This window comes from Roseateles sp. (assembly GCF_046300915.1).
Classification (GTDB): Bacteria; Pseudomonadota; Gammaproteobacteria; order Burkholderiales; family Burkholderiaceae_C; genus Kinneretia.
Genome location: NZ_JBKCLH010000200.1, coordinates 1 through 25,545 on the forward strand (window position 1 = coordinate 1; position 25,545 = coordinate 25,545).

20 protein-coding genes and 1 pseudogene are annotated in these 25,545 nt (G+C 66.1%); 2 read left to right on the plus strand and 19 right to left on the minus strand.

Annotated elements, in window-relative coordinates; translation table 11 throughout:
• The 13 genes from ACK5F2_RS15210 to scpA form a co-directional block, all read right to left on the minus strand.
• A partial coding sequence (locus ACK5F2_RS15210) for a FimV family protein (RefSeq protein WP_409866037.1) occupies nt 1-1,306 on the minus strand: 1,306 nt, incomplete at its 3' end.
• Between the two features lie 285 nt (nt 1,307-1,591).
• On the minus strand, nt 1,592-2,722 hold the full coding sequence (asd, locus tag ACK5F2_RS15215) for an aspartate-semialdehyde dehydrogenase (RefSeq protein WP_409866039.1): 1,131 nt from the start codon (nt 2,720-2,722) through the stop codon (nt 1,592-1,594).
• Between the two features lie 112 nt (nt 2,723-2,834).
• The gene (gene leuB, locus ACK5F2_RS15220; protein ID WP_409866042.1) at nt 2,835-3,926 is read right to left on the minus strand and encodes a 3-isopropylmalate dehydrogenase; all 1,092 of its coding nucleotides are present in this window, start codon (nt 3,924-3,926) and stop codon (nt 2,835-2,837) included.
• 4 nt (nt 3,927-3,930) lie between these two features.
• Nucleotides 3,931-4,581: a 3-isopropylmalate dehydratase small subunit gene (gene leuD / locus ACK5F2_RS15225; protein ID WP_409866044.1), complete on the minus strand. Its 651-nt coding sequence runs from the start codon at nt 4,579-4,581 to the stop codon at nt 3,931-3,933.
• A gap of 17 nt (nt 4,582-4,598) precedes the next feature.
• Nucleotides 4,599-6,041, minus strand: a complete 1,443-nt coding sequence (gene leuC / locus ACK5F2_RS15230) for a 3-isopropylmalate dehydratase large subunit (RefSeq protein WP_409866046.1) — start codon at nt 6,039-6,041, stop codon at nt 4,599-4,601.
• Nucleotides 6,042-6,048: 7 nt separating this feature from the next.
• Nucleotides 6,049-6,978, minus strand: coding sequence for a LysR family transcriptional regulator (locus tag ACK5F2_RS15235; protein ID WP_409866047.1), 930 nt, complete (start codon nt 6,976-6,978; stop codon nt 6,049-6,051).
• 37 nt (nt 6,979-7,015) lie between these two features.
• Complete coding sequence (locus tag ACK5F2_RS15240; protein ID WP_409866049.1) at nt 7,016-8,041, minus strand: Bug family tripartite tricarboxylate transporter substrate binding protein; 1,026 nt, start codon at nt 8,039-8,041, stop codon at nt 7,016-7,018.
• Nucleotides 8,042-8,173: 132 nt separating this feature from the next.
• The gene (locus ACK5F2_RS15245; RefSeq protein ID WP_409866050.1) at nt 8,174-8,641 is read right to left on the minus strand and encodes a VOC family protein; all 468 of its coding nucleotides are present in this window, start codon (nt 8,639-8,641) and stop codon (nt 8,174-8,176) included.
• Nucleotides 8,641-10,686, minus strand: coding sequence for an acetyl-CoA carboxylase biotin carboxylase subunit (locus ACK5F2_RS15250; protein WP_409866052.1), 2,046 nt, complete (start codon nt 10,684-10,686; stop codon nt 8,641-8,643). Before ACK5F2_RS15250 ends, ACK5F2_RS15245 begins: the two co-directional genes overlap by 1 nt.
• A 48-nt stretch (nt 10,687-10,734) precedes the next feature.
• The gene (locus ACK5F2_RS15255; RefSeq protein WP_409866054.1) at nt 10,735-11,235 is read right to left on the minus strand and encodes a hypothetical protein; all 501 of its coding nucleotides are present in this window, start codon (nt 11,233-11,235) and stop codon (nt 10,735-10,737) included.
• Nucleotides 11,205-12,737, minus strand: coding sequence for an acyl-CoA carboxylase subunit beta (locus ACK5F2_RS15260; protein ID WP_409866056.1), 1,533 nt, complete (start codon nt 12,735-12,737; stop codon nt 11,205-11,207). Before ACK5F2_RS15260 ends, ACK5F2_RS15255 begins: the two co-directional genes overlap by 31 nt.
• Complete coding sequence (gene meaB, locus ACK5F2_RS15265; RefSeq protein ID WP_409866058.1) at nt 12,730-13,743, minus strand: methylmalonyl Co-A mutase-associated GTPase MeaB; 1,014 nt, start codon at nt 13,741-13,743, stop codon at nt 12,730-12,732. Before meaB ends, ACK5F2_RS15260 begins: the two co-directional genes overlap by 8 nt.
• On the minus strand, nt 13,743-15,932 hold the full coding sequence (scpA, locus tag ACK5F2_RS15270) for a methylmalonyl-CoA mutase (protein WP_409866059.1): 2,190 nt from the start codon (nt 15,930-15,932) through the stop codon (nt 13,743-13,745). The genes meaB and scpA overlap by 1 nt, the downstream gene beginning before the upstream one ends.
• A gap of 87 nt (nt 15,933-16,019) precedes the next feature.
• Here scpA and ACK5F2_RS15275 point away from each other — a divergent pair, with 87 nt between their 5' ends.
• Nucleotides 16,020-16,670, plus strand: coding sequence for a GntR family transcriptional regulator (locus ACK5F2_RS15275; protein ID WP_409866062.1), 651 nt, complete (start codon nt 16,020-16,022; stop codon nt 16,668-16,670).
• Nucleotides 16,671-16,721: 51 nt separating this feature from the next.
• Here the strand turns inward: ACK5F2_RS15275 and ACK5F2_RS15280 are convergent, their stop codons facing one another.
• From ACK5F2_RS15280 to ACK5F2_RS15305, 6 genes are read right to left on the minus strand one after another with little or no spacing between them, the layout of a single operon-like run.
• Nucleotides 16,722-17,891 carry a DegT/DnrJ/EryC1/StrS family aminotransferase gene (locus ACK5F2_RS15280; RefSeq protein ID WP_409866064.1) on the minus strand — a complete coding sequence of 390 codons (1,170 nt, stop codon included), beginning with the start codon at nt 17,889-17,891 and terminating at the stop codon, nt 16,722-16,724.
• 3 nt (nt 17,892-17,894) lie between these two features.
• Nucleotides 17,895-18,842 carry a GDP-L-fucose synthase family protein gene (locus ACK5F2_RS15285; RefSeq protein WP_409866065.1) on the minus strand — a complete coding sequence of 316 codons (948 nt, stop codon included), beginning with the start codon at nt 18,840-18,842 and terminating at the stop codon, nt 17,895-17,897.
• Nucleotides 18,839-19,972 carry a GDP-mannose 4,6-dehydratase gene (gene gmd, locus ACK5F2_RS15290; RefSeq protein ID WP_409866067.1) on the minus strand — a complete coding sequence of 378 codons (1,134 nt, stop codon included), beginning with the start codon at nt 19,970-19,972 and terminating at the stop codon, nt 18,839-18,841. Before gmd ends, ACK5F2_RS15285 begins: the two co-directional genes overlap by 4 nt.
• A gap of 16 nt (nt 19,973-19,988) precedes the next feature.
• On the minus strand, nt 19,989-20,837 hold the full coding sequence (locus tag ACK5F2_RS15295; RefSeq protein ID WP_409866068.1) for an alpha-1,2-fucosyltransferase: 849 nt from the start codon (nt 20,835-20,837) through the stop codon (nt 19,989-19,991).
• A gap of 18 nt (nt 20,838-20,855) precedes the next feature.
• Complete coding sequence (locus ACK5F2_RS15300; protein WP_409866070.1) at nt 20,856-21,527, minus strand: acyltransferase; 672 nt, start codon at nt 21,525-21,527, stop codon at nt 20,856-20,858.
• 6 nt (nt 21,528-21,533) lie between these two features.
• The gene (locus tag ACK5F2_RS15305; RefSeq protein WP_409866072.1) at nt 21,534-22,505 is read right to left on the minus strand and encodes a hypothetical protein; all 972 of its coding nucleotides are present in this window, start codon (nt 22,503-22,505) and stop codon (nt 21,534-21,536) included.
• A 383-nt stretch (nt 22,506-22,888) separates the two neighbouring features.
• On the opposite strand from ACK5F2_RS15305, the pseudogene ACK5F2_RS15310 reads away from it, so the two are divergent.
• Nucleotides 22,889-25,545, plus strand: a pseudogene (locus ACK5F2_RS15310) (heme utilization protein); the annotation flags it as partial.

The window sequence follows — 25,545 nt, forward strand, 5'->3', positions numbered from 1 at the left end:
GCTGGGCCAGGGCCGGCGCCGATGCGGGCGCGGAGGCCGGGGCGGATGAGGCCATGAGCGGTGCAGCCGAAGCGGCCCGGGGGGCCGAAGGTGCAGCAGGCATCGTCACTGGCGCAGCAAGCGCCACGGATGCGGCCGCGGCGGGTGTAGCAGGCTTGGTCTGGCTGGAGAGATTCTTGAGCTCTTCCACATTGCGGGTGAGCTCGGCCACGCGGGACGCATCCGCCTTCTTCTCGCTCTCCTTGGAAAGCTTGGCCTCCGGGGCCGCCTCAGCCGGCTTGCCACCCTTGCTCAGGGTCAGCTTGTCGGGACTGACCGGTGCCGCGGGCTTGCGGTCTTCAACGGCGGCCTGCACCTGGCCTTTGGCCTGGCGCTGGTTGTCTTCCAGACGCTGCTCGGGCGCAGCACCGGCAAGGCGCTGGCGGTAGGCGCCGAAGTCGGCACTCTGGGCCTGGATGATCTGGCGCGCTTCGTCCGTGCTGACGCCGCCCAGACGCTCGCTGCCGGGCACCTGCAACACCACGCCGGCCTTGAGCCGGTTCATGTTCTCACCCAGGAAGGCGTCGGGGTTGTTGCGATACAGGCCCACCAGCATCTGCTCGAGGGAAATGCCCGCGGGCTTGGTGCGATTGGCCACGCGCGACAAGGTATCGCCCGGGCGGACCTTGTATTCGCCGTCCGCCGTTGATGCGAGCGGTGCGGGTTTGGCGGCGGGCGCCTCGACGCGTTGCGGCGCGGCCGCAGCAGGCCGTGGTGCCGGTGCCGGCGCAGGCGCCGCTGCCACGGACGCGGCCGATGGCGGAATCGGGCTGCTGCTGGGCGGCCGGGGGGCTTGCACGGGACGAGCCTCGGCCGGTGCGGCGGCCATGGCAGCAGACGTGCCATCGCTCGGCGCCGCGGGGCGAGCCAAGCTCGGCGGATCGAAAAGCAGGGTGTACTCGCGCACCAGACGGCCGCTAGCCCAGGTCAACTCCAGGATCACATCGACGAAAGGCTCCTGCACCGATCTGTCGCTGGACAGACGCAGGACCTGTCGGCCGTCACCACGGCGCGCCACTTGCACCTGTGTGCCGCTCAAGACGCTGTTGTATTCGATACCGGCAGATCGGTAGGAATCCGGCGGCGCAATGCGGACCTTGAGCGTGCCAGCTTCCTCGGGGGTGATGGAGCTGATGTCGATCTCGGCCTTCAGCGTCTCACCCAGCGCGGATTGCACCGTCAGACGTCCGAGACCCAGACTCCAGGCAGCCGTGCTGGCCAAACCCAGGGCGGCCACCGCCACATGGGTCAAGGCGAAACGGCCCATAGCGCTTCGATTAAATTTCAAGGCATCCCCCAAAGCAACAAGGCGGACACCCAAAAGCGTCCGCCTGTCTTGACGACTTTTCTTGTCTCGCCAACAGCGTTTTGCATGGCTGTTATCCCGACGTCTTGCGATATGAAATCACAACAGCGTCAAGCATATACGCTCATCTGCTCACGCAAAGGCTGAAATCAGCCGGGTAGACCCGGCTCATTCACCACCCGTTACAGCCATGTCGCTTGTGGGCAACGCCTCGGCCCGCCGGGAACGGACCGATGGCCGAACTCCTCAGCGGTCCAGCAGGATGCGCAGCATGCGGCGCAGCGGCTCGGCCGCGCCCCAGAGCAGCTGGTCGCCGATGGTGAAGGCGCCGACGTATTCGGGGCCCATCGCCAGCTTGCGGATGCGGCCGACCGGGATGGTCATGGTGCCGGTGACGGCCACCGGGGTCAGGTCCTTGAGCGTGGCCTCACGGGTGTTGGGCACCACCTTCACCCACTCGTTGTCGGCCGCGATCATGGCCTCGAGCTCGGCCACGGGCACATCCTTCTTGAGCTTGAAGGTCAGGGCCTGGCTGTGGCAGCGCATGGCGCCCACGCGCACGCAGAAACCGTCCACGGGAATGGCGGGCGAGCCGAAGCCCTCACCAATGCCGAGGATCTTGTTGGTCTCGGCCATGCCCTTCCACTCTTCCTTGGACTGACCATTGCCCAGATCCTTGTCGATCCACGGGATCAACGAGCCGCCCAGCGGCACGCCGAAGTTGGCAGTTTCCTCGGCCGAGAGGCTGCGCTGCTTGGCGATGATCTTGCGGTCGATCTCCAGGATGGCGCTCTTGGGGTCGTCAAGCAGGGCGCGGACCTCGGCGTTCAGCGTGCCGTACTGCGTGAGCAGCTCGCGCATATGCTGGGCACCACCGCCGGAGGCGGCCTGGTAGGTCTGGGTGCTCATCCACTCGACCAGGCCGGCCTTGTAGAGCGCGCCCACGCCCATCAGCATGCAGGACACGGTGCAGTTGCCACCCACCCAGTTCTTGCCGCCCTTGGCCAGGGCATCCTTGATCACCGGCATATTGACCGGGTCCAGGATGATGACCGCGTCATCCTGCATGCGCAGGCTGGACGCCGCATCGATCCAGTGGCCGTTCCAGCCGGCGGCACGCAGCTTGGGGAAGACCTCGTTGGTGTAGTCGCCGCCCTGGGCCGTGATGATGATCTCGCAGCGCTTGAGCTGCTCGATATCAAAGGCGTTCTGCAGTTTGCTCTCGTTCTTGGCCTGCGCCGGGGCGGTGCCGCCCGCATTCGAGGTGCTGAAGAACAGGGGTTCGATCAGATCGAAATCCCGCTCGGCAACCATGCGGTCCATCAGCACGGAGCCGACCATGCCGCGCCAACCAACCAGTCCTACCAGTGTCGTCATCGTGATACCTCTATCGCCCTAACAGAAAGTGAGTTGAATGAAACTCTTGTCTCTTCCCCCTCCGGCTCGCTTCGCCTTTGGGGGTGTAGGGGCGAGACGAACCGGAGCTGGACTAGCTCTTAATGGTTTTGGTGGTGGTGATGGCCTTGACGACCGCATCACCCATCTCGCGCGTGCCCACCTTCTGGGTGCCCTCACTCCAGATGTCCGCGGTACGCAGACCCTGGGCCAGCACGGACTGCACCGCCTGCTCGATACGAGCGGCGGCTTCGGGCTGGTTGAGGGAGAACTTGAGCATCATGGCAGCAGACAGGATTGTAGCCAGAGGATTGGCAATTCCCTTGCCCGCGATGTCCGGCGCGCTGCCATGGCTGGGTTCATACAGACCCTTGTTGTTCTTGTCCAACGAGGCCGAAGGCAGCATGCCGATGGAGCCCGCCAGCATGGCTGCCTCGTCCGAGAGGATGTCGCCGAACATATTGCCGGTGACCACCACGTCGAACTTCTTGGGCGCCTTGACCAGCTGCATGGCGGCGTTGTCCACATACATATGGTCCAGTTCCACGTCCGGGTACTGGGCCGACACCTCGATCATCACGTCCTTCCAGAACTGGAAGGTCTCCAGCACATTGGCCTTGTCGACCGAGGTCACCTTCTTGTTGCGCTTGCGCGCGGCCTGGAAGGCCACATGGGCGATGCGCTCGATCTCCGGGCGCGAGTAGCGCATGGTGTCGAAGGCCTCTTCCGCGCCGGGGAAATGCCCGTCCACCGCGGTACGGCGGCCGCGCGGCTGGCCGAAATAGATGTCGCCGGTCAGCTCGCGAATGATGAGGATGTCCAGGCCAGCCACCAGCTCGGGCTTGAGGCTGGAGGCATGGGTCAGCTGTTCATAGCAGATGGCCGGGCGGAAGTTGGCGAACAGGCCCAGGTGCTTGCGCAGGCCCAGGATGGCCTGCTCGGGGCGCAGTGGGCGGTCCAGCTTGTCGTACTTCCAGTCGCCGACGGCACCGAACAGGATGGCGTCGGCGTCCTTGGCCAGCTGCAGGGTGGACTCGGGCAGCGGGTGGCCGGCCACCTCGTAGGCGGCGCCGCCCACGGCCGCGCTTTCCAGCGTCAGGGGCAGGTCCAGGACATTGAGGACCTTGACGGCCTCGGCCACGATTTCGGTACCGATGCCATCACCAGGCAGAACTGCGATCTTCATCTTCTTATCCAATCAGGCGGTTGTTGAGCCAGGGCTTGCTGGCGATGCGCTCGGCCTCATAGGCCTTGATCTTGTCGGCATGGCGCAGGGTCAGGCCGATATCGTCGAAGCCGTTGAGCAGGCAGTATTTGCGGAAGGGCTGGACCTCGAAGGCCAGCTCGGCCCCGTCCGGCTTCACCACCACCTGGCGCTCCAGATCCACGGTCAGCTGGTAGCCCGGGAAGGCGTGCACCTCATCAAACAGCCGGGCCACCTGGGCCTCGGGCAGTTGAATAGGCAGCACACCGTTCTTGAAGCAGTTGTTGAAGAAGATGTCGGCAAAGCTGGGCGCGATGAGGGCGCGGAAGCCGTACTGCTCCAAGGCCCAGGGCGCATGCTCACGGCTGGAGCCGCAGCCGAAGTTCTGGCGCGCGATCAGCACGGAGGCGCCGGCATAGCGCGGCTGGTTCAGCACGAAGTCCGGGTTGGGCTTGCGGCTGGCCGGGTCCTGACCGGGCTCGCCCGGATCCAGGTAGCGCCACTCGTCAAACAGATTCGGCCCGAAGCCGCTGCGCTTGATGGACTTCAGGAACTGCTTGGGGATGATGGCGTCGGTGTCGACGTTCTCGCGGTCCATCGGGGCCACCAGGCCCTTGTGCACAGTGAACTTTTCCATGGTGTTCTCTTTCTCGCTCAGGCGATGCGGCGCACGTCAACAAAGTGACCTTGCATGGCAGCGGCGGCGGCCATGGCCGGGCTGACCAGATGGGTGCGGCCACCGGCGCCCTGGCGCCCTTCGAAATTGCGGTTGCTGGTGGAGGCGCAGCGCTCGCCCGGCTCCAGGCGGTCGGCATTCATGGCCAGGCACATGGAGCAGCCGGGCTCGCGCCACTCGAAGCCCGCGGCCTTGAAGACCTGGTCCAGACCTTCGCGCTCGGCCTGTTCCTTCACCAGGCCCGAGCCGGGCACCACCAGGGCCAGCTTCACATTGCTGGCAATGCGGCCACCCAGGCGCTTGACCACGGCAGCGGCCTCGCGCATGTCCTCGATGCGGCTGTTGGTGCAGGAGCCGATGAAGACCTTGTCGATGCGGATATCGGCCAGGGCCTTGTTGGGCTCCAGGGCCATGTACTGCAGCGCGCGCTCGATGGCGCCACGCTTGACGGCATCCTTCTCCTTGTCGGGATCGGGCACGCGGTCCTCGATGGACAGCACCATCTCCGGGCTGGTGCCCCAGGTCACTTGCGGCTTGATCTGCGTGGCATCCAGCTCCACCACGGCGTCGAAGTGTGCGCCGGGGTCGCTGTGCAGGGTGCGCCAGTAGGCCACGGCCGGCTCCCACGCCACGCCCCCCGCAAACTGGCCAGGTTGCGGATCCGTGCCTGGCGTGAAGGGGCGGCCTTTCACGTAGTGGATCGTGGTCTCATCCACGGCCACCAGGCCGGCGCGGGCGCCCGCCTCGATGGCCATATTGCAGACCGTCATGCGGCCTTCCATGGACAGCGCGCGGATGGCCGAGCCACCGAACTCGATGGTGTAGCCGGTGCCGCCCGCGGTACCGATCTTGCCGATGATGGCCAGCACGATGTCCTTGGCGCCCACGCCCGGCATGACCTGGCCCTCGACCTTGATCAGCATGTTCTTGGCCTTCTTGGCCAAAAGGGTCTGGGTGGCCAGCACATGCTCCACCTCGGAGGTGCCGATGCCATGCGCCAGCGCGCCAAAGGCGCCGTGGGTGGAGGTGTGGCTGTCGCCGCAGACCACGGTCATGCCCGGCAGGGTGGCGCCCTGCTCCGGGCCGATCACGTGCACGATGCCCTGGCGCTTGTCGTTCATCTTGAACTGCGTGATGCCCACGCGGTCGCAGTTCTTGTCCAGGGTGTCCACCTGCAGCTTGGAGACCGGGTCGGCAATGCCCTGGCTGCGGTCGGTGGTGGGCACATTGTGGTCGCTCACCGCCAGATTGGCCGAGAGGCGCCAGACCTTGCGGCCGGCCAGCTCCAGGCCTTCGAAGGCCTGCGGGCTGGTGACCTCATGCACCAGATGGCGGTCGATATAGAGCGTGGCCGTGCCGTCGTCCTCTGTGTGGACCACATGCTCGTCCCAGAGCTTGTCGTAAAGCGTGCGTGCTGTCATGGCTGGCTTACCTCGTCGTCTTCATATTTGCTGTTGGGGCTTGGGCCTCTTGATGGCCTGGGCACAGCGCGTCCACAAAGCGCTGCACCACGGTGGGCAGGCGCTCCTGGCGCGCCACTCCCAGAACATAGTCGCGCTGCGCCCAGTCGTCAGACAGGCGCAGCCGCTTCACTTCAAAAACCTTGGCGAAGCGTTCGGCCGGCGCCTCGGGCAGCACGGCCACGCCCAGGCCCGCTTCCACCAGCTGGGCAATGGCGTCGAAGCCGCGCACCTGCAGGCGCGCATTGAGCGTGCGACCGCGCGCCTGGGCCTGCTCGCGCATCAGCTCCTGGGCGGCCGCGCCGGCATGCAGGCCGATCAGGTCGTAGTCCAGCAGAGCCTCGAAGCTGACCGTCTCCTGCCGCGCCAGCGCGTGGCCACGCGGCACCAGCACCGCCAGGCGGGCCGGGCGATAGATCCAGGTCTGCAGGCGGTTGTCCAGCAGCGGCGCGGTGAACACCGCCACATCCGCCCTGCCCTCGGCCACCGCCGCCTGAGCCTCGGCGCTGGTCTGATCTTCCAGGCTGATGCGGATCTGCGGATGGGCCTGGCTGAAGGCGGCCAGATCGGCAGGCAGGCACTCGGCAATGGAGCCGGCATTGGCCGCGATGCGCAGATGGCCCTTGATGCCGCGGGCGAACTCCATCACCTCGCTCTCCAGCGCATGCAGGGAGGCATGCAGGGAGCGGATATGGCGCACCAGGGCGCGGCAGGCCTCGGTGGGCTCGACGCCGCGGGCGCGGCGCTCGAAGAGCTGCACGCCCAGGCGCGCCTCCAGATCCGAGACCCGCTTGGACGCCGCTGCCAGGGCCAGGTGTTCGCGCTCGGCCCCGCGGGTGATGGAGCGGGTCTGCTCGATCGCCAGCACGAGATTGAGCGTGGTCAGGTCCAGGCGCATGGCGTCTGCCTCGGCTGCCTTTGGCGTCCCGAGCCGCTTACTCGGGCGTGATGCCGGCCGACTTCACGGCCTTGGCCCACTTGAGGGTTTCCTTGGCGGCAAACAGACCCAGCTCGGCCGGGCTGCTGGGCGTGAGCTCGAAACCACCGGGCGCCAGCTTGGCTTGCAGGGTCTTGTCGCTCAACGCAGCACGCACCCACTGGTTCATCTTGGCCAGCACGGGCTCGGGCGTGCCGGCGGGCGCATACATGGCAAACCAGGCCGTCATCTCGAAGCCGGGCACGGCGCCGCGGTTCATGGGCGGCACGCCGGGCAGCATGGGGTGCTCCTTGGCCGAGGTCACGGCCAGGGCGCGCAGCTTGCCGGCCTTGACCTGGGGCGTGGCCGAGGCCAGATCGGCAAACACCAGCTGGATCTGGCCGCCCAGGGCGTCCGTCATGGCCGGCTGCACGCCTTTGTAAGGCACGTGGATCATCTGCAGCTTGTGGGCATTCACGAAAGCGTGGCCGGGAATCAGGCTGCCGCTGGAGCCCGAGCCCCAGGCGAGCTTGTCGGGATTGGCCTTGATATGGGCGACCAGCTTCTCCGGCGTGTCCGCGGGCACGGCCGGATGGGTCAGCATGACGAAGGGAATCTCGGCCAGACGGCTGACGGGGGTGAAATCCTTGATCGGGTCGTAGGGCAGGCGGCGGTACAAGGAGGCATTGGCCGCGTGCGTGGTGCTGGTGGCGATCAGGAAGCTGTAGCCATCGGCTGCGGCCTTGGCGGCATGGGCGGTGCCCAAGGTGCCATTGGCGCCGGGCTTGTTGTCCACCACGATGGCCTGGCCGGCGGCCTTGCTGACCTGCTCGGCCAGCACGCGTGCCATCTGATCGGTGGCGCTGCCGGCAGGAAACGGCACGATCCAGGTCAGGTTACGCTGCGGCCAGTTGGAAGCCGCACTCTTGTCGGCCGCCATCACCGGCAGGGCCAGCGCCGCCACACCGAGCATCAGCACGGCACGTCGCAGCGAGCGGCCGGGCGCTTGGGAGATCGTGGGGAAAGCGGCTTGATGAGCTTGCATGGCGTTCCTGGCTGAGTGGCTAAGACCCGATGTCGGGCCTCCTACGATAGCCTTCGCCAGCCACAGCAAACTACACAAGCAGCCAATCAAGACTTCGCAGAACGCGAAGTCTCTCAGAAACTGCTGCCGCTGTCAGCCGCCCAGTGCCGCCACCACCTCCGGCGGCGCCTGCACCAGCTCGATCAGCACGCCCTCCCCGCCTATGGGGAACTCCTCATTGCTCTTGGGGTGGATGAAGCAGATGTCATAGCCGGCCGCACCCTTGCGGATGCCACCGGGGGCGAAACGCACGCCATTCGCGCTCATCCATTCCACGGCCCTGGGCAGATCGTCCACCCACAGGCCCACATGATTGAGCGGCGTGGCGTGCACGGCTGGCTTCTTCTCGGGGTCCAGGGGCTGCATCAGGTCCACCTCGACCTTGTGCGGGCCGGTGCCGATGGCACAGATGTCCTCGTCCACGTTCTCGCGCTCGGAGACGAAATTGCCGGTGACTTCGAGACCCAGCACATCCACCCAGAGCTTGCGCAAGGCGGCCTTGTCGGGACCGCCGATGGCGATCTGCTGGATGCCGAGGATCTTGTAGGGCTTGTTTTCCATCACTCGAAGCTCAGGATGGGTTGATCGACAGACAGGCTTTCGCCCGTCTTGGCCAGCACCGCGGCCACCTTCACGTCGCGCTCGGCAATCAAGATGTTCTCCATCTTCATGGCCTCGATCACCGCCAGGCGCTCGCCGGCCTGCACCAGCTGTCCAGGCTGCACCGCGATCTGCACCAAGAGACCGGGCATGGGCGAGAGCAGCTGCTTGCTGGTGTCGGGCGGGGCCTTGTAGGGCATCAAGGCCTGCAGCTCGGCCGCTCGCGGCGAGAACACCGTGACCTCGATGGCCCGGCCGTTGTGCTGGATGCGATAGGCCAGCGGATTCTTGAGCGTGCCACGCTCGGCCTGGGCCACGAAGCGCTCGCCATTGACCAGGCCTTCGATGCGGATGTCGTTCAGGCGCGAGAGGCTGACAATGCGATAGCTCTTCTCGCCCACGCGCACATGGGCCTCACCCAGATGGCCCGAGAACTCGTCGATATGCAGGGCATGGCGGCTGCTCTTGCCGCCCCCCTCATTGACCACGGCCACATAGTCATGCTCGATGCGCACCTCGTGGCCGGGCAGCTGGCCGCTGATGCCGGCCTCGCGCTCGCGGGCCTTGCGGCGGATGAAGCCGGCCAGGGCCACCAGGAAGAGCGGATCCTCGTGCGGCACGTCCTCGGCGTGGAAGCCACCGCCGTAGTGCTGGGCGATGAAGCCGGTGTTGAAGCGCCCGGCCTGGAAATCCGGGTGCGCCAGCAGCGCGGACTGGAAGGGAATATTGCTGGAGATGCCGCGGATCACAAAGCCATTGAGCGCCTCCCGCATCTTGGCAATCGCCTCGGCGCGATCCTGGCCGTGCACGATGAGCTTGGCGATCATCGAGTCGTAGAACATGGGGATCTCGCCGCCCTCGTAGACGCCGGTGTCCACACGCACGCCAAAGCGCTCGGGCGCGGCCTGCTCCATGCTGGTCTCGGGCGGCTGGTAGCGCACCAGGCGGCCGGTGGAGGGCAGAAAGTTGCGGAAGGGATCCTCCGCATTGATGCGGCACTCGATGGCCCAGCCCTCACGCCTGATATCGGCCTGGCCGAATGAGAGCGGCTCACCCGCGGCCACGCGGATCATCTGCTCCACCAGATCCAGCCCGGTGATGCATTCGGTGACCGGATGCTCCACCTGCAGACGGGTGTTCATCTCCAGGAAGTAAAAGCTCTGATCCTTGCCGACCACGAACTCCACCGTGCCCGCGCTCTGGTACTTCACGGCCCGGGCCAGGGCCACGGCCTGCTCGCCCATGGCTTTGCGGGTGGCCTCGCTGATGAAGGGCGACGGCGCCTCCTCGATCACCTTCTGGTGGCGGCGCTGGATGGAGCACTCACGCTCCCAGAGATACACCACATTGCCCTGGGCGTCGCCCAGGACCTGGATCTCGATATGGCGCGGCTCCTCGACGAACTTCTCCATGAAGACGCGGTCGTCGCCAAAGCTGTTGCGCGCCTCATTGCGGCAGGACGTGAAACCCTCGAAGCAGTCCTTGTCATTGAAGGCCACACGCAGGCCCTTGCCGCCACCACCAGCGCTGGCCTTGATCATGACCGGGTAGCCGATCTTCTGGGCGATCTGCACCGCCTCCTCGGGCGAGAGGATGGGCTCGTTGTGGCCGGGGATGGTGTTGACCTTGGCCTCATTGGCCAGCTTCTTCGAGGCGATCTTGTCACCCATGGCCGCGATGCTGTAATGCTTGGGGCCGATGAAGACAATGCCCTCCTCCTCACAGCGGCGCGCAAAGTCCTCGTTCTCCGACAGGAAGCCATAGCCGGGGTGCAGGGCCTGGGCGCCGGTGGCCTTGCAGGCGGCAATGATCTTGTCGGCCACCAGATAGGACTCACGGCTGGGTGCTGCGCCCAGCAGCACGGCCTCGTCGGCCAGTTCCACATGGCGGGCATCCTTGTCCGCCTCGGAATAGACGGCCACGGTCTTGATGCCCATCTTGCGGGCCGTCATGATGACCCGGCAGGCAATTTCACCGCGGTTGGCAATCAGGATCTTGCTGAACATATCGTTCTCCATGCCGGCACGGGGCCAGCGACACAGTGTTCTTGTCTCTCAGGGTCTGACTGCGGACAAGCGCCCACTGAGGCAGCGCTCGGTCCACTCGGCCAGACGTGCAGTCATCCACTCCGACACCCGTCCCTTCTGGGGGCCGGCGCCCTGGTAGCCGAAGCTCAGCATCAGGGGCGCGCGCCGTGCGTACTCGCTGCCATCATCCAGCTGACCGGCGCGCTGCAGATCGGCCTGCGCCTCCGCCCGGCTGAGCCCGTCCACGCGGTACAGCAGGATGACCGGCAGCTCGGCCAGATCGGCCGCACAGCGCGGTGCGAGCGGCAGCGCCGTGGCGCCGAAACGCTCCGCGGCGCATTGCTCGAAGCGGGCTTGCGCCAGCTTGTCGCCAGGCAGCTCACTGGCGGCCGGCTCGGGCTGCTGAACCGGCTCCAGCGTCTGCACGCAGGCCGCAGCGCGGGGCGAGGCCTGAACGAGCGGTGCGGCGAGCATGAGCAGCAGCACGGCCAGCCGACTCAGAGGGGGATGTTGCCGTGCTTGCGCCACGGGTTCTCCAGCTTCTTGTCCTTGAGCATCACCAGCGAACGGCAGATGCGCTTGCGGGTCTCGTGGGGCTGAATCACATCGTCGATAAAGCCGCGCGCGCCGGCCACAAAGGGGTTGGCGAAGCGGGCCTTGTACTCGGCCTCGCGGGCGGCCAGTTTCTCGGGGTTGCCCTTGTCCTCGCGGAAGATGATTTCCACCGCACCCTTGGCACCCATCACCGCGATCTCGGCATTGGGCCAGGCGAAGTTCACATCGCCCCTCAGGTGCTTGGAGCTCATCACGTCGTAGGCGCCGCCATAGGCTTTGCGGGTGATGACGGTCACCTTGGGCACGGTGCACTCGGCATAGGCGTACAGCAGCTTGGCGCCGTGCTTGATGATGCCGCCGTACTCCTGCGAGGTGCCGGGCATGAAGCCGGGCACGTCCACAAAGGTGATCACCGGGATGCTGAAGGCATCGCAGAAGCGCACGAAGCGCGCGGCCTTGATGCTGCTCTTGATGTCCAGGCAGCCGGCCAGCACCAGGGGCTGGTTGGCCACGATGCCCACGGTCTGACCCTCCATGCGGGCGAAGCCGGTCAGGATGTTCTTGGCGTAGTCGGGCTGCAGCTCGAAGAAGTCCCCATCGTCCACGACCTTGAGGATCAGCTCCTTCATGTCATAGGGCTTGTTGGGGTTCTCGGGCACCAGGGTGTCCAGCGAGAAGTCCAGGCGCGCGCCGGGGTCGCCGCTGGGGCGAACCGGGGCCTTCTCCTTGTTGTTGAGCGGCAGGTAGTTGAAGAAGCGCCGCAGCATCAGGATGGCTTCGACATCGTTCTCGAAGGCCAGGTCCGCCACCCCGCTCTTGCCCGTGTGGGTGGAGGCGCCGCCCAGCTCCTCGGCCGTGACCTCCTCATGCGTCACGGTCTTCACCACCTCGGGGCCGGTGACGAACATATAGCTGCTGTCCTTCACCATGAAGATGAAGTCGGTCATGGCCGGCGAGTAGACCGCGCCACCGGCGCAGGGCCCCATGATCATGCTGATCTGCGGAATCACGCCGGAGGCCAGCACATTCTTCTGGAACACATCCGCATAGCCGCCCAGCGAGGCCACGCCTTCCTGGATGCGCGCGCCGCCCGAGTCGTTCAGGCCGATCACCGGGGCTCCCACCTTCATGGCCTGGTCCATGACCTTGCAGATCTTCTCGGCATGAGCCTCGGAGAGCGCGCCCCCAAAGACGGTGAAGTCCTGGCTGAAGGCAAAGGCCAGGCGGCCGTTGATCATGCCGTAGCCGGTCACCACGCCGTCGCCGGGGATCTTGTTCTCGGCCATGCCGAAGTCCACGCAGCGGTGCTCGACGAACATGTCCCACTCTTCAAACGACCCCTCGTCGAACAGCAGCTCGAGCCGCTCGCGCGCCGTCAGCTTGCCCTTGGCATGCTGGGCCGCGATGCGCTTCTCGCCGCCGCCCAGACGCGCCTTGGCGCGCTTGTCTTCCAGCATCTGTTGAATGTCATGCATGGTGCTCGTCTCCGGAGAATCGGTTCAAGAGTCGTCGGGCGGCCGTCGAGGCCGCCAGGCTGCCGTTCAGGACCTGGGCCGTGGTCTCGGCCAGGATGGCGCGGACTGCCGGCGCCTGTGAAAACTGTTCGCGCAGGCCGGCATAGATGCGCTCCCACATCCAGGCCTGGGCCTGCTGCTGGCGCTTGGCGACAAAGCGGCCATTGGCCTGCTGGATGTCGCGAAAGCGCTCGACCTGGCCCCAGAAGGCTTCGATGCCATCAGCCTTCAGGGCCGAGAGCGGCATCACCTGCGGGTGCCAAATCGTCTGGTCATGGTGGGCATGCTCGGGGTGGCCATGCAGGCCGTAGAGCCGCAGCGAGGAGGCGATCTGGGCCTGGGCCCGGGTGGCGGCGGCGCGGTCCAGATCGGCCTTGTTGATCAGCACCAGATCGGCCAGCTCCATCACGCCCTTCTTGATGGCCTGCAGATCGTCACCGGCATTGGGCAGCTGCAAGAGGCAGTACATATCCGTCATGCCGGCCACGGCGATCTCGCTCTGGCCCACGCCCACGGTCTCGATGATGACGATGTCATAGCCCGCCGCCTCGCAGACCAGCAGGGCCTCGCGGGTCTTCTCGGCCACACCGCCGAGTGTCCCGCTGCTGGGGCTGGGGCGGATGTAGGCGCGCTCGTCCATGGACAGGCGCTCCATGCGGGTCTTGTCGCCCAGGATAGAGCCGCCCGAGACGCTGCTGCTGGGGTCCACCGCCAGCACCGCCACCCGGTGGCCGCGCGCGATCAGGAACAGGCCCAGGGCCTCGATGAAGGTGCTCTTGCCCACGCCCGGCACGCCGGAGATGCCCAGGCGCAGGGAGCGGCCGGTGTGCGGCAGCAGCTCGGTGAGCAGTACATCGGCCTGGGCGCGGTGGTCGGCGCGGGTGGATTCCAGCAGGGTGATGGCCTTGGCCATGGCGCGGCGCTGGACCGCGCCGGCGCCCCCCAGAATGGCCGGAGCCAGTTGCATCAGGCCACCGCCCCGGCGTCGGCCACAGCCTTGCGGATCTGCTCCAGCACATCCTTGGCGCTGGCCGGGATGGGGGTGCCGGGGCCGTAGATGCCCTTGACGCCGGCATCAAACAGGAAGTCGTAGTCCTGCTGCGGGATCACGCCGCCCACGAAGACGATGATGTCGTCCGCACCCTGCTTCTTGAGCTCGGCAATGATGGCCGGCACCAGGGTCTTGTGGCCGGCGGCCAGCGTCGAGACCCCCACCGCATGCACATCGTTCTCGATGGCCTGGCGCGCGCATTCCTCGGGGGTCTGGAACAGCGGGCCCATGTCCACATCGAAGCCCAGGTCGGCATAGGCCGTGGCCACCACCTTGGCGCCACGGTCGTGCCCGTCCTGTCCCAGCTTGGCGATCATCACCCGCGGACGGCGGCCCTGTTCCTCGGCAAAGGCCTGAATCTCGCCCTGCAGCTTGGCCCAGCCCTCGGCGGAGTCGTAGGCCGCGGCATAGACGCCGGTGACCTTCTGGGTGTCGGCGCGGTGGCGGCCATAGACGGCTTCCAGCGCGTCGGAAATCTCGCCCACCGTGGCGCGCAGGCGCACGGCCTGGATGCTCAGGTCGAGCAGATTGCCCTGGCCGCTCTGGGCCGCGGCCGTCAGAGCCTGCAGCGCGGCCTGCACTGCGGCGCTGTCACGCTTGGCCTTGATGCTCTTGAGCCGCTCGATCTGGCTCTCGCGCACCTTGACGTTGTCCACGTCCAGGATGTCGATCGCATCTTCCTTGGCCAGCTTGTACTTGTTGACGCCCACGATCACGTCCTTGCCCGAGTCAATGCGCGCCTGCTTCTCGGCGGCGCTGGCCTCGATCTTGAGCTTGGCCCAGCCGCTGTCCACGGCCTGGGTCATGCCGCCCATGGCATCGACCTCCTCGATGATGGACCAGGCCTTGTCCGCCATGTCCTGGGTGAGTTTCTCCATCATGTAGCTGCCGGCCCAGGGGTCCACCACATTGGTGATGTGGGTCTCTTCCTGAATGATCAGCTGGGTGTTGCGCGCGATGCGGGCACTGAACTCGGTGGGCAGGGCGATGGCCTCATCCAGCGAGTTGGTGTGCAGGCTCTGGGTGCCGCCAAAGACCGCGGCCATGGCCTCGATGGTGGTGCGCACCACGTTGTTGTAGGGGTCCTGCTCGGTGAGCGACCAGCCCGAGGTCTGGCTGTGGGTGCGCAGCATCAGGCTCTTGGGGTTCTTAGCGCCAAAGCCCTTCATGATCCGGCACCAGAGCAGGCGCGCGGCCCGCATCTTGGCGATCTCCAGATAGAAGTTCATGCCCACGGCCCAGAAGAAGGAGAGCCGGCCGGCGAAGTCGTCCACGTCCATGCCCTTCGCGATCGCGGTCTTTACATACTCCTTGCCATCGGCCAGGGTGAAGGCCAGCTCCAGCGCCTGGTTGGCCCCCGCCTCCTGCATGTGATAACCCGAGATCGAGATCGAGTTGAACTTCGGCATGTTTTTCGCCGTGTACTCGATGATGTCCCCGATGATCTTCATCGAGGGCTCGGGCGGGTAGATATAGGTGTTGCGGACCATGAACTCCTTGAGGATGTCGTTCTGGATGGTCCCGCTGAGCTTGTCCTGCGACACGCCCTGCTCTTCCGCCGCCACCACATAGCCGGCCAGCACCGGCAGCACGGCGCCGTTCATGGTCATGGAGACCGAAACCTTGTCCAGCGGGATGCCGTCGAACAGGATCTTCATGTCCTCCACCGAGTCGATGGCCACGCCGGCCTTGCCCACATCGCCGGTCACGCGCGGATGGTCGCTGTCATAGCCGCGGTGGGTGGCCAGGTCAAAGGCCACCGACACGCCCTGCCCGCCCGCGGCCAGGGCCTTGCGGTAGAAGGCATTGCTCTCCTCGGCAGTGGAGAAGCCGGCGTACTGGCGGATGGTCCAGGGCCGCACCGCATACATGGTGGCCTGGGGGCCGCGCAGGAATGGCTCGAAACCCGGCAGGGTGTTGGTGTAGGGCAGCGCGGCCGTGTCCTCGGCCGTGTAGAGCGGCTTGACCGTGAGGCCCTCGGGCGTGGTCCAGTTCAGCGCCGCCACATCGCCGCCCGGCGCCGACTTGGCGGCAGCCTTGTGCCACTGCTCCAGGCTGGCGGGGGCGAATTCGGAGGACGGGCTGGGCTTGTGCGACTCGGACATGGTTGACGGCTCCTGCGATCCGGGCATCATACCCGCATCAGTTATTCATAATTATGAATTCAAAGCTGACTAGAATCTGATGCCACGATGACCGCTGCCGCCACCCAGCTCGCCCCCCGCGCCCTCTACCAGGAGGTGGCGGAGCGCTTGCGCCAGCAGATCTTCGGCCGCGAGCTGGAGCCCGGCAGCTGGATCGACGAGCTCAAGCTCTGCCAGGAGATGGGCATCAGCCGCACCCCGCTGCGCGAGGCGCTCAAGGTGCTGGCGGTGGAAGGCCTGGTGACCATGAAGGTGCGCCGCGGCGCCTATGTCACCGAGATGAGCGAGCGCGATGTGCGCGAGGCCTACCAGCTGCTAGCCCTGCTGGAGAGCGATGCTGCGGCCCGCGTGGCCGAAAGTGCCAGCGCGGCCGAGCTGGCCGAGCTGCAGGCCCTGCACGAGCAGCTGGAGCGCGAGGTGGGGCAGCGCGACGCCTTCTTTGCTGCCAACGAGCGCTTCCATCTGCGCCTGCTGGAGATCGAGGCCAATCGCTGGCGCCAGCAGATCGTCACCGATCTGCGCCGGGTGATGAAGCTCAACCGACATCACTCCCTGTTCAAGCAGGGACGCCTGGCCGAGTCCCTGGCCGAGCACCGCGCCCTGATGCAGGCCCTGGGCCAGCGCGACGGCGCCACGGCCGCGCGCCTGATGCGCGCGCATTTCGAGAACGGGCTGAACGCGGCGGCCGCCCAGGCCTGAAGCCAGCTCCGGGAGGGGGACGCCTCCCGGCGCCCTGCCCGCTTCAGAAGCTCAGCGCCAGATCCGGCTCAGGGCCTCCACGGCCTCGGGGATGGGGTAGTGGTGATTGCCCACGAAGAGGCTGTGCTGGTCCAGGTACTCGGCGTGTCGCAGCACGCCATGCACCTCGTGGTCAAAGTACTGCACCACCGTGTTCTTGGCGAAACTGCCCGCCACCACCGGGCGGCACTCGAAGCCCGCCTCCTGCAGTGCCGTCACCAGCTCGCGGCGGCTGCCGGCGCCGGGGCGTATGGTCAGGGCAAAGCCGAACCAGCTGCTCTCGCCCAGCTCGCGCTGGATCATCAGGCGCGGATGGTCGGCGAACGCGGCCTGCAGGGCCCGGCCATTGACCCGACGCGCGGCGATCAGCCCGGGCAGGCGCTTGACCTGCTCGATGCCCAGGGCGCCCGAGAGCTCCAGAGGCCGCAGGTTGTAGCCCGGCAGCACGAAGCGGAAGCTCTCCTCGAAGGGGTCGTCGCTCTTGGTGCCGCAGACATGGTTGTGCTTGGGCAGATTGCGCGTCCAGCCATGGGCGCGCAGCGAGAGCATCACGTGGTAGAGCTCCTCGTCGTCGGTGACAACCAGGCCGCCCTCCATGGTGGAGATATGGTGCGAGAAGAAGGCGCTGAAGCTGCCCACCACGCCGAAGGTGCCGGCCTGGCGGCCCTGGTAGGTGGCGCCCATGGACTCGCAGTTGTCTTCCATCAGCACGATGTCACGCCCGGCGATCAGGCCGCGGATGGCCTCGAAGTCGTTCGGGTTGCCCAGCAGGTTCACGATCATGATGGCCCGGGTGCGCGGGCCGATGGCCGAGGCCAGGGCCTCCAGATCGTAGTTCAGGGTCTCAGGGTCGATGTCCACGAACTTGAGCTTGAGGCCGTACTGGTGCAGCGGGTAGTAGGTGGTGGGCCAGGAGACGGCCGGCACGATCACCTCGTCACCGCGCTGCAGCTTCAGCCGCTCGTTCTTGGTGTAGCACAGGGCCGCGGTCATCAAGAGATTGGCCGAGGAGCCCGAGTTCACCATCACGCAGTACTTGGAGCCGGTGTAGCGCGCGAAGTCGCGCTCGAAGGTGGCCACCTTTTCGCCCATGGTGAAGTGGCCGCTGGCGATGACGCCGGCCATGGCCGCGTACTCCTCGGCGCCCCAGGACGATGTTGCGAGCGGAAAGCGGTAAGTCATGTCTCAAGCCACCTTGTCGAGAAAATAGTCGTAGCAGCGGGCAATGCCCTGCTCCAGGCTGATCTGAGGCGCCCAGCCCCAGGCCGTCTGCCGGCTCACATCCACCAGCTTCTGGCGCATGCCCACAGGCTTTGTCAGGTCGTGCACGAACTCGCCCTGCCAGCCCACCACGCGCGCCACGGCGGCGTAGTACTCGTTGATCGTGTAGTCGAAGCCCAGGCCGATATTCATCAGCTCCGGGGCGCTCTCGCCTTGGGCCACATGGCGCACCACCGCATCGGCCAGGTCAGCCGCGTCCATGAACTCGCGCCGGGCCAGGCCGTCGCCCCAGATCTCAACCGTGGCCGCACCGGCCTGCTTGGCCTCGTGGATCTTGCGGATCACGGCCGGGATCAGGTGCGAATGCGCGGGGTCGAACTTGTCGAAGCGGCCGTAGAGATTGCAGGGGATCAGGGTCTTGTACTGCAGGGCCGGCTCCTGGCGACGCAGGTACTGGCACAGCCGGGTGGCGAAGATCTTGGCAATCGCGTAGCCCTCGTTGGTGGGCTCCAGCTCGCCAGCCAGCACCAGCTCCTCGCGCAGCGGGTTCTGGCCCTGGCGCGGGTACATGCAGGAACTGGCCAGATTGATCAGGCGCGGCACGCCGGCCGCATGGGTGGCCATGATGACGTTGCGGCCGATGTCCACATTGCGCACCAGAAAGTCCACCGGGTGGGCGATATTGGCCTGGATGCCGCCCACCCGCCCGGCCGCGTGGATCACCACATCGGGCCGGGTCTCGCGCACAAAGGCCTGCACGGCCTCGGCGCACTCCAGGTCCAACTCGGCGCGCGAGGGCGCCATCAGCTCCCAGCCCGCGGCAGCGGCATGCTCGGCGATATTGCGCGCCACCATGCCCTGGCCGCCGGTAAGCCAGACGCGCGGACGCGGCGGCAAGGCGCTGGCGCTCATTCGTGGCTCACCGTGGGCTGGTAGCCATGGCGCTTGAGCAGGGCATGCTGGCGGGCCTGGTCCAGATCGGCGGCCACCATCTCGGCCGTCATCTGCGCCAGGCTGATCTCGGGCACCCAGCCCAGCTTCTGCTTGGCCTTGCTGGGGTCGCCCAGCAGCGTCTCCACCTCGGTGGGGCGGAAGTAGCGCGGGTCTACGCGCAGGATCACATCGCCCACTTGGAGGGCGGGCGCCTTCTCGGCGTCGGCAATGGTCTCGACCACGGCAATCTCGTTCACGCCCTGGCCCTCGAAGCGCAGGCCCAGACCCAGCTCGGCCGCGCTCATGCGCACGAACTCGCGCACGCTGTGCTGCACGCCGGTGGCGATCACGAAGTCCTCGGGCTGCTCCTGCTGCAGCATCATCCACTGCATGCGCACATAGTCGCGGGCATGGCCCCAGTCGCGCAGCGCGTCCATATTGCCCACATAGAGGCAGTCCTCCAGACCCTGGGCGATATTGCACAGGCCCCGGGTGATCTTGCGGGTGACGAAGGTCTCGCCGCGGCGCGGGCTCTCATGGTTGAAGAGAATGCCGTTGCAGGCGTAGATGCCATAGGCCTCGCGGTAGTTCACCGTGATCCAGTAGGCGTACATCTTGGCCACGGCATAGGGGCTGCGCGGGTAGAAGGGCGTGCTCTCGCGCTGCGGCACCTCCTGCACCAGGCCGTAGAGCTCGCTGGTGCTGGCCTGGTAGAAGCGGGTCTTCTTCTCCAGCCCCAGGATGCGTATGGCCTCCAGCAGGCGCAGGGTGCCGATGCCGTCCACATCGGCCGTGTACTCGGGCGACTCGAAGCTCACCGCCACATGGCTTTGCGCGCCCAGGTTGTAGATCTCGTCCGGCCGCACCTCCTGCACGATACGGATCAGATTGCTGGTATCGCTCAGATCGCCGTAGTGCAGATGAAAGCGCGGCGACTCCACATGCGGGTCCTGGAAGATATGGTCGATGCGCTCGGTGTTGAAGGAGGAGGCGCGGCGCTTGATGCCGTGCACCACATAGCCCTTCTCCAGCAGGAACTCGGCCAGATAGGACCCGTCCTGGCCGGTCACGCCGGTGATCAGGGCCACCTTGGGATTGCTTTGGCTCATCGTGCGTCCCGTCGTCTCAGACATTGCCCGCGTCCACCAGGATGAAGTCATCCGGCAGCCAGCAGTAGTTCAGGTGAGGAATCATCAGATCCGACTTCAGGGTGCGGGCCGGCGCCACCATGCGCTTGCCCGGATTGGCGTTCAGGAAGGCGCCCCAGAAGCTGAAGGAGGAATTGGCCGTGATGTTGTGGTCGCACAAGGACATGGCGCACATATCGACGATGGCCTCATTGCCCTCGGCAAACTCCACATGGGGCAGATCGGCAAAGGCCTCCTTGCACCAGGGCAGATCGTCCGAGAACACCAGATAGCTCACCGCCTGCCCCTCGAACTGCGCGAAGGCGGCCTTGAAATAGTCCATGTTCACGTTCACGAAGAAGCCGTTGAGGTAGTCCGTGCGCCGCACATGCAGGGACACCAGGGCCCGGCCCGGCTTGCGCGCCCGCTCCACCACGGCCCGGGCCTGCTCCAGCACCGGCGCGCGGAACTGGTACATGGCGCGCACCTGCTCGCGCCAGGGCCACCAGTATTTGTAGCTGGAGAACAGGCCCTGGAAGTCGTAGTTCAGCCCGGGGTTGAGCTGGTAGACGGCGGACTCAACGGCCACCTGCTTGTTCAGCGGGAAGATGCTGTAGACCTGATCGCCCTCGCCCAGATCGGCGATGGAGATCAGCTCGAAGGGCAGGTTGTCGAAGTTCTGGTGCAGGCGCAGACCGCGGCCGGTCTGGGCATGCTCCTGGAAAAAGACCACGCGGTGATCGGTGCGGTGGGCGATATAGCTCAGCGCGGCGAAGTGCCACATCTGGGAGCCCAGCTGCTCGGTGACCGGCATGCCCATCATGCTGATGAATTTCTTCTTGCTCACGGTGGTCCTTTTCTAGATTCAAGCGGCGGGGGCCGACGGCGTTTCGTCCTGGGGCACGTTGCCGATCACCCGTGCCGGAGTGCCCGCCACGATGCTCAGCGGCGGCGCCTTGAAACCCGGCGTGACTACGGCTCCGGCGGAGACGATGCAGCCATCGCCAATCTCCACGCCCTTGAGCAGGGTGACCCGGGCGCCGATGAAAACGTTATGGCCCACCCGCACCTCGCGGGGCTGGCGGTCGGGCTCCCGCCGGCGCGCGGGCGCCAGCTCGTGGGAATTGCTGTCCAGCACCAGCAGCTCGGGGCCGATCAGGCAATCCTGCCCGAAGCGGATGGCCGCGCCCTCCGAGATCAGGGTGGCGCGGTTGTTGAACACCGTGCCGCGGCCGATCTCAATCAGGGACTCGGGCGTGCGCGACTCGATATAGCTGCAGGCATAGGCTCCGGGCGAGCGCGGCACGCCAAACACCGTCTGGTTGCTGAAGCGAAAGCGCCCTGCCCCCTTGAAGACGGTGGGGCTCAGCAGATTCAGCACCCGCGGGCCCTCGTCGCTGAGCTCGATCCGCCCCCGGTCCGAGACATGGAAGAAGTAGTGCACAAGCAAAGATCGCACCCAGGCCTCCAGATCCAGCGGCGACTGGGCCGAGATCAGGGACTTGAGGCGCTCAACGCGCTGCAGGGTTTTGCTCATGGCCCTTCAGAGCTGGTGCGAGGTCAGGAAGCGGTTCCACTGGTCCAGAAACTCGGCCTCCGCCGCGTCCTCGCCGGCCGCCATGCGGAACAGCAGCTGGGCAAAGACCTGCATGTCTTCCTGGCCGCCATAGCGCTGCACCAGGGCCGGAGCAATGCCGGCATAGCAGCGGCGCGCCTGCTCCGCGCTGAGCTGGCCCAGACGCTTGCCACCCAGGGCCAGGGCCGAGTAGCCCAGATGCGCCGCCTTCATGTGCTTGCCCATCAGCTGGGCCGAGTGACCCTCCCCCCCGGTGCGGAAAGCACCCAGGCGCTCCTGGATATAGAGCACCGGCGCCACCAGGCTGGCGGCCAGAAAGGCGCCCAGGTCCCAGAGCCCGGCATAGGACACGCCCTCGAACTCCGGCTTGAGCAGCAGGGGCGCCGTTTCCCGGGTCAGGATGCAGTTGGAGAACTCACCGAACCAGTTCTTGCACTCCGGCACGGTGGTGGTGAACATCACGCCGGCATCCAGGGCCAGCAGGCGCGAGGGATCGGCCTTGACGGCTGGCGGCACCGGCATGCCCCGAATGGGCATGCCGTTCTCGGCCGCCGTCCAGCGCGCGCTGATGCTGCAGGAGAAACGCCCCTGGCGGTGGCCGGTCAGATGCTGTTCATAGAACTCGGGGTAAAGCAGGTCGTCATCCAGCAGCAAATGGACATAGTCGGACCGCTCCGCCCAGAGCGCGATCAGCGCCTTGAAATTTTCATAAGCACCGTTGCGCGGCCCCTGATGCACCTCGATGGGCAAAGCAGCCCGCAAACCCGCGTAAGCGGGCGACTCCAGCGCGCGCGCGAACTCAGCACCCGGGCTGTCATCTGAAATCAGGATCAGATCAGCGGGCCGCGTTTGCACGGCCAGGGCCATCAGCAACTCGCCGATGTACTTGGTCTTGTAGGCGGGAATCAGCGTGACAAGCTGGTACTGGGCAGGGGGCATGCGTTGGCGCTCGTCGGGTAGGTGAGCGCATTTAACCCGTGGAATAGCGCACACCAAATCGAGAACAGCAAGGAAAAGCTCAGGTTTTTGCAGCAAGTGCCGATACTGCCGCGCCCCAAGAATCGCGCTACGGGCTCAGGGTCCGAGGGCGAGCTCAGTCTTGCCTCGGGGCCGGCCCGCTCAAGTTCCCTCTCCAGACTCCGAAATAGCGAAGGAGTCGGGAAGCCGCCATTGCCCTGCTGTGGCAGTGGCAGCTTCATGAACCGAAACCGCCGGGCGCCAGCATGGAGCCGGCGGTTTAGCAACGAAGCGATACGGCCCCTCTGAAGGAAACGGCGGGAGCCTGATCAGCCGAGCGCAAGCTCTTGAAAAGTGAGTACACCATGGCCTCTCTGATTACCGGTTTCAACACTACCCAGATTGCTGGCCTGACCACCACGACGCTGAGCAAGCTGACCACTGAGGACTGGGCCGCCTTCAACTCGGACCAGATTGCCGCCTTGACGACCTTGCAGGTCGCCTCGCTGGGCACCAAGGCCATCGCCGCACTCAACACAAACCAGATCGGCTGGTTCCAGACCGAGGACGTGGCTGCGTTCAACACCACGGCCATCCGCGCCCTCAACACGGCGCAGATCGCCGCGCTGAACTCCGATCAGGTCGGGGCCTTGACCACGAACCAGGTCAGGTCCTTCACCACCACCCAGATCGCCGGCATGAACAGCGACGATCTGAATGCCCTGACCACGGATCAGCTGCCGGCACTGAGCTCGACGCAAATCGGCGCCATCGGCACCACGCAGCTCACCAAGATCAGCACCGAGGACTTTGCCGCGCTTTCCACCTCTGGCGTGCGTGGCCTCACCAGTGACCAAGTCAAAGCCCTGACAAGCGACCAGGCGATCGCGCTCACCACCGATCAGGCCAAGGCCCTGACGACCACCCAGATCGCCGGCCTGACGACCACCCAGGTCGCCGCCCTGCAGAGCGATGACCTCAATGCACTCAGCACCACGGCCCTGCGCGGCCTGACGAGCACTCAGCTGGCTGGCCTGAACTCCGATCAGATCGCCGCCCTGAGCACCGCCCAGGTGGTGGCGCTGACGACCACCCAGATCAATGGCCTGAACAGCGACGACCTCAATGCGCTGACGACCGACCAGATCAAGGTGCTGACCTCGGCACAGGCGGCCGCCATCGGCACCACCCAGCTGTCCAAGATGACCACGGACGATGTGGAGGCCCTGTCCACCAACGCCATCCGTGCGCTCAACTCCGACCAAATCAAGGCCCTGACCACCGACCAGGTGGTGGCCCTGAGCACCGACCAGGCGCGCGCGCTCACGACCAACCAGGTGGCCGGCCTGACCACGGCCCAGGTCGCCGCCATGCAGAGCGATGACCTGAATTCGCTGAACACCGCCGCCCTGCGCGGCTTGAGCACCACCCAGTTGGCCGCGCTCAACTCCGACCAGATCGGCGCCCTGAGCACCCGCCAGGTGGCGGCCCTGTCGACCACCCAGATCAACGGCCTGAACAGCGACGACCTGAACGCGCTGAACACCGACCAGATCAAGGCCCTGACCACGGCTCAAGTGGCGGCCCTGGGCACCACCCAGCTGTCCAAGATGACCACGGACGACATCGAGGCCCTGTCCACGGCCGCCGTCCGTGCGCTCAACTCCGACCAGATCAAGGCACTGACCACCGACCAGGTCGTGGCCCTGAGCACCGAGCAGGCCCGTGCCATGACCACCACCCAGGTGGCCGGTCTGACCACCGCCCAGGTCGCCGCCATGCAGAGCGACGACCTCAATGCACTGAGCACGGCCGCCCTGCGTGGCCTGAACACCACCCAGCTCGCAGCGCTCAACTCCGACCAGATCGGCGCGCTGACCACCACCCAGGTCGCGGCGCTGAGTACCACGCAGATCAATGGTCTGAACAGCGATGATCTGAACGCGCTCAATACCGATCAGGTCAAGGCCCTGAGCTCGGCCCAGGTGGCCGCGCTGGGCACCACCCAGCTGTCCAAGATGACCACGGACGATGTTGAGGCCCTGTCCACCAATGCCATCCGTGCACTGAACTCCGACCAGGTCAAGGCGCTCACCACCGACCAGGTGGTGGCCCTGAGCACCGACCAGGCGCGCGCACTCACCACCACCCAGGTCGCAGGTCTGACCACCACCCAGGTCGCCGCCATGCAGAGCGATGACCTGAACGCGCTCAACACCGCCGCCCTGCGCGGCCTGAGCACCACCCAGCTGGCCGCCCTCAATTCCGACCAGATCGGCGCCCTGAGCACCCGCCAGGTGGCGGCCTTGTCGACCACCCAGGTCAACGGCCTGAACAGCGACGACCTGAATGCGCTGAACACCGATCAGGTCAAGGCCCTAACCACCGCCCAAGTGGCAGCCCTGGGCACCACCCAGCTGTCCAAGATGACCACGGACGATGTCGAGGCTCTGTCCACGGCCGCAGTGCGTGCGCTCAACTCCGACCAGATCAAGGCGCTCACCACCGATCAGGTCGTGGCCCTCAGCACCGATCAGGCCCGTGCCATGACCACCACCCAGGTGGCCGGTCTGACCACGGCCCAGGTCGCCGCCATGCAGAGCGATGATCTGAACGCCCTGAGCACCGCAGCCCTGCGTGGCCTGAACACCACCCAGCTGGCGGCCCTGAACTCCGACCAGATCGGAGCCCTGACCACGGCCCAGGTCGCCGCGCTCACGACCACCCAGGTCAACGGCCTCAACAGCGATGATCTGAACGCCCTGACCACCGATCAGGTCAAGGCCCTGACCACCGCTCAAGTGGCAGCCCTGGGCACCACCCAGCTGTCCAAGATGACCACGGACGATGTGGAGGCCCTGTCCACCAACGCCGTCCGCGCACTCAACTCCGACCAGGTCAAGGCGCTCACCACCGACCAGATCGTGGCCCTGAGCACCGATCAGGCCCGGGCCATGACGTCGACCCAGATGGCCGGTCTGAGCACGACCCAGATCAGCAAGATGGAGAGCGATGACCTGCG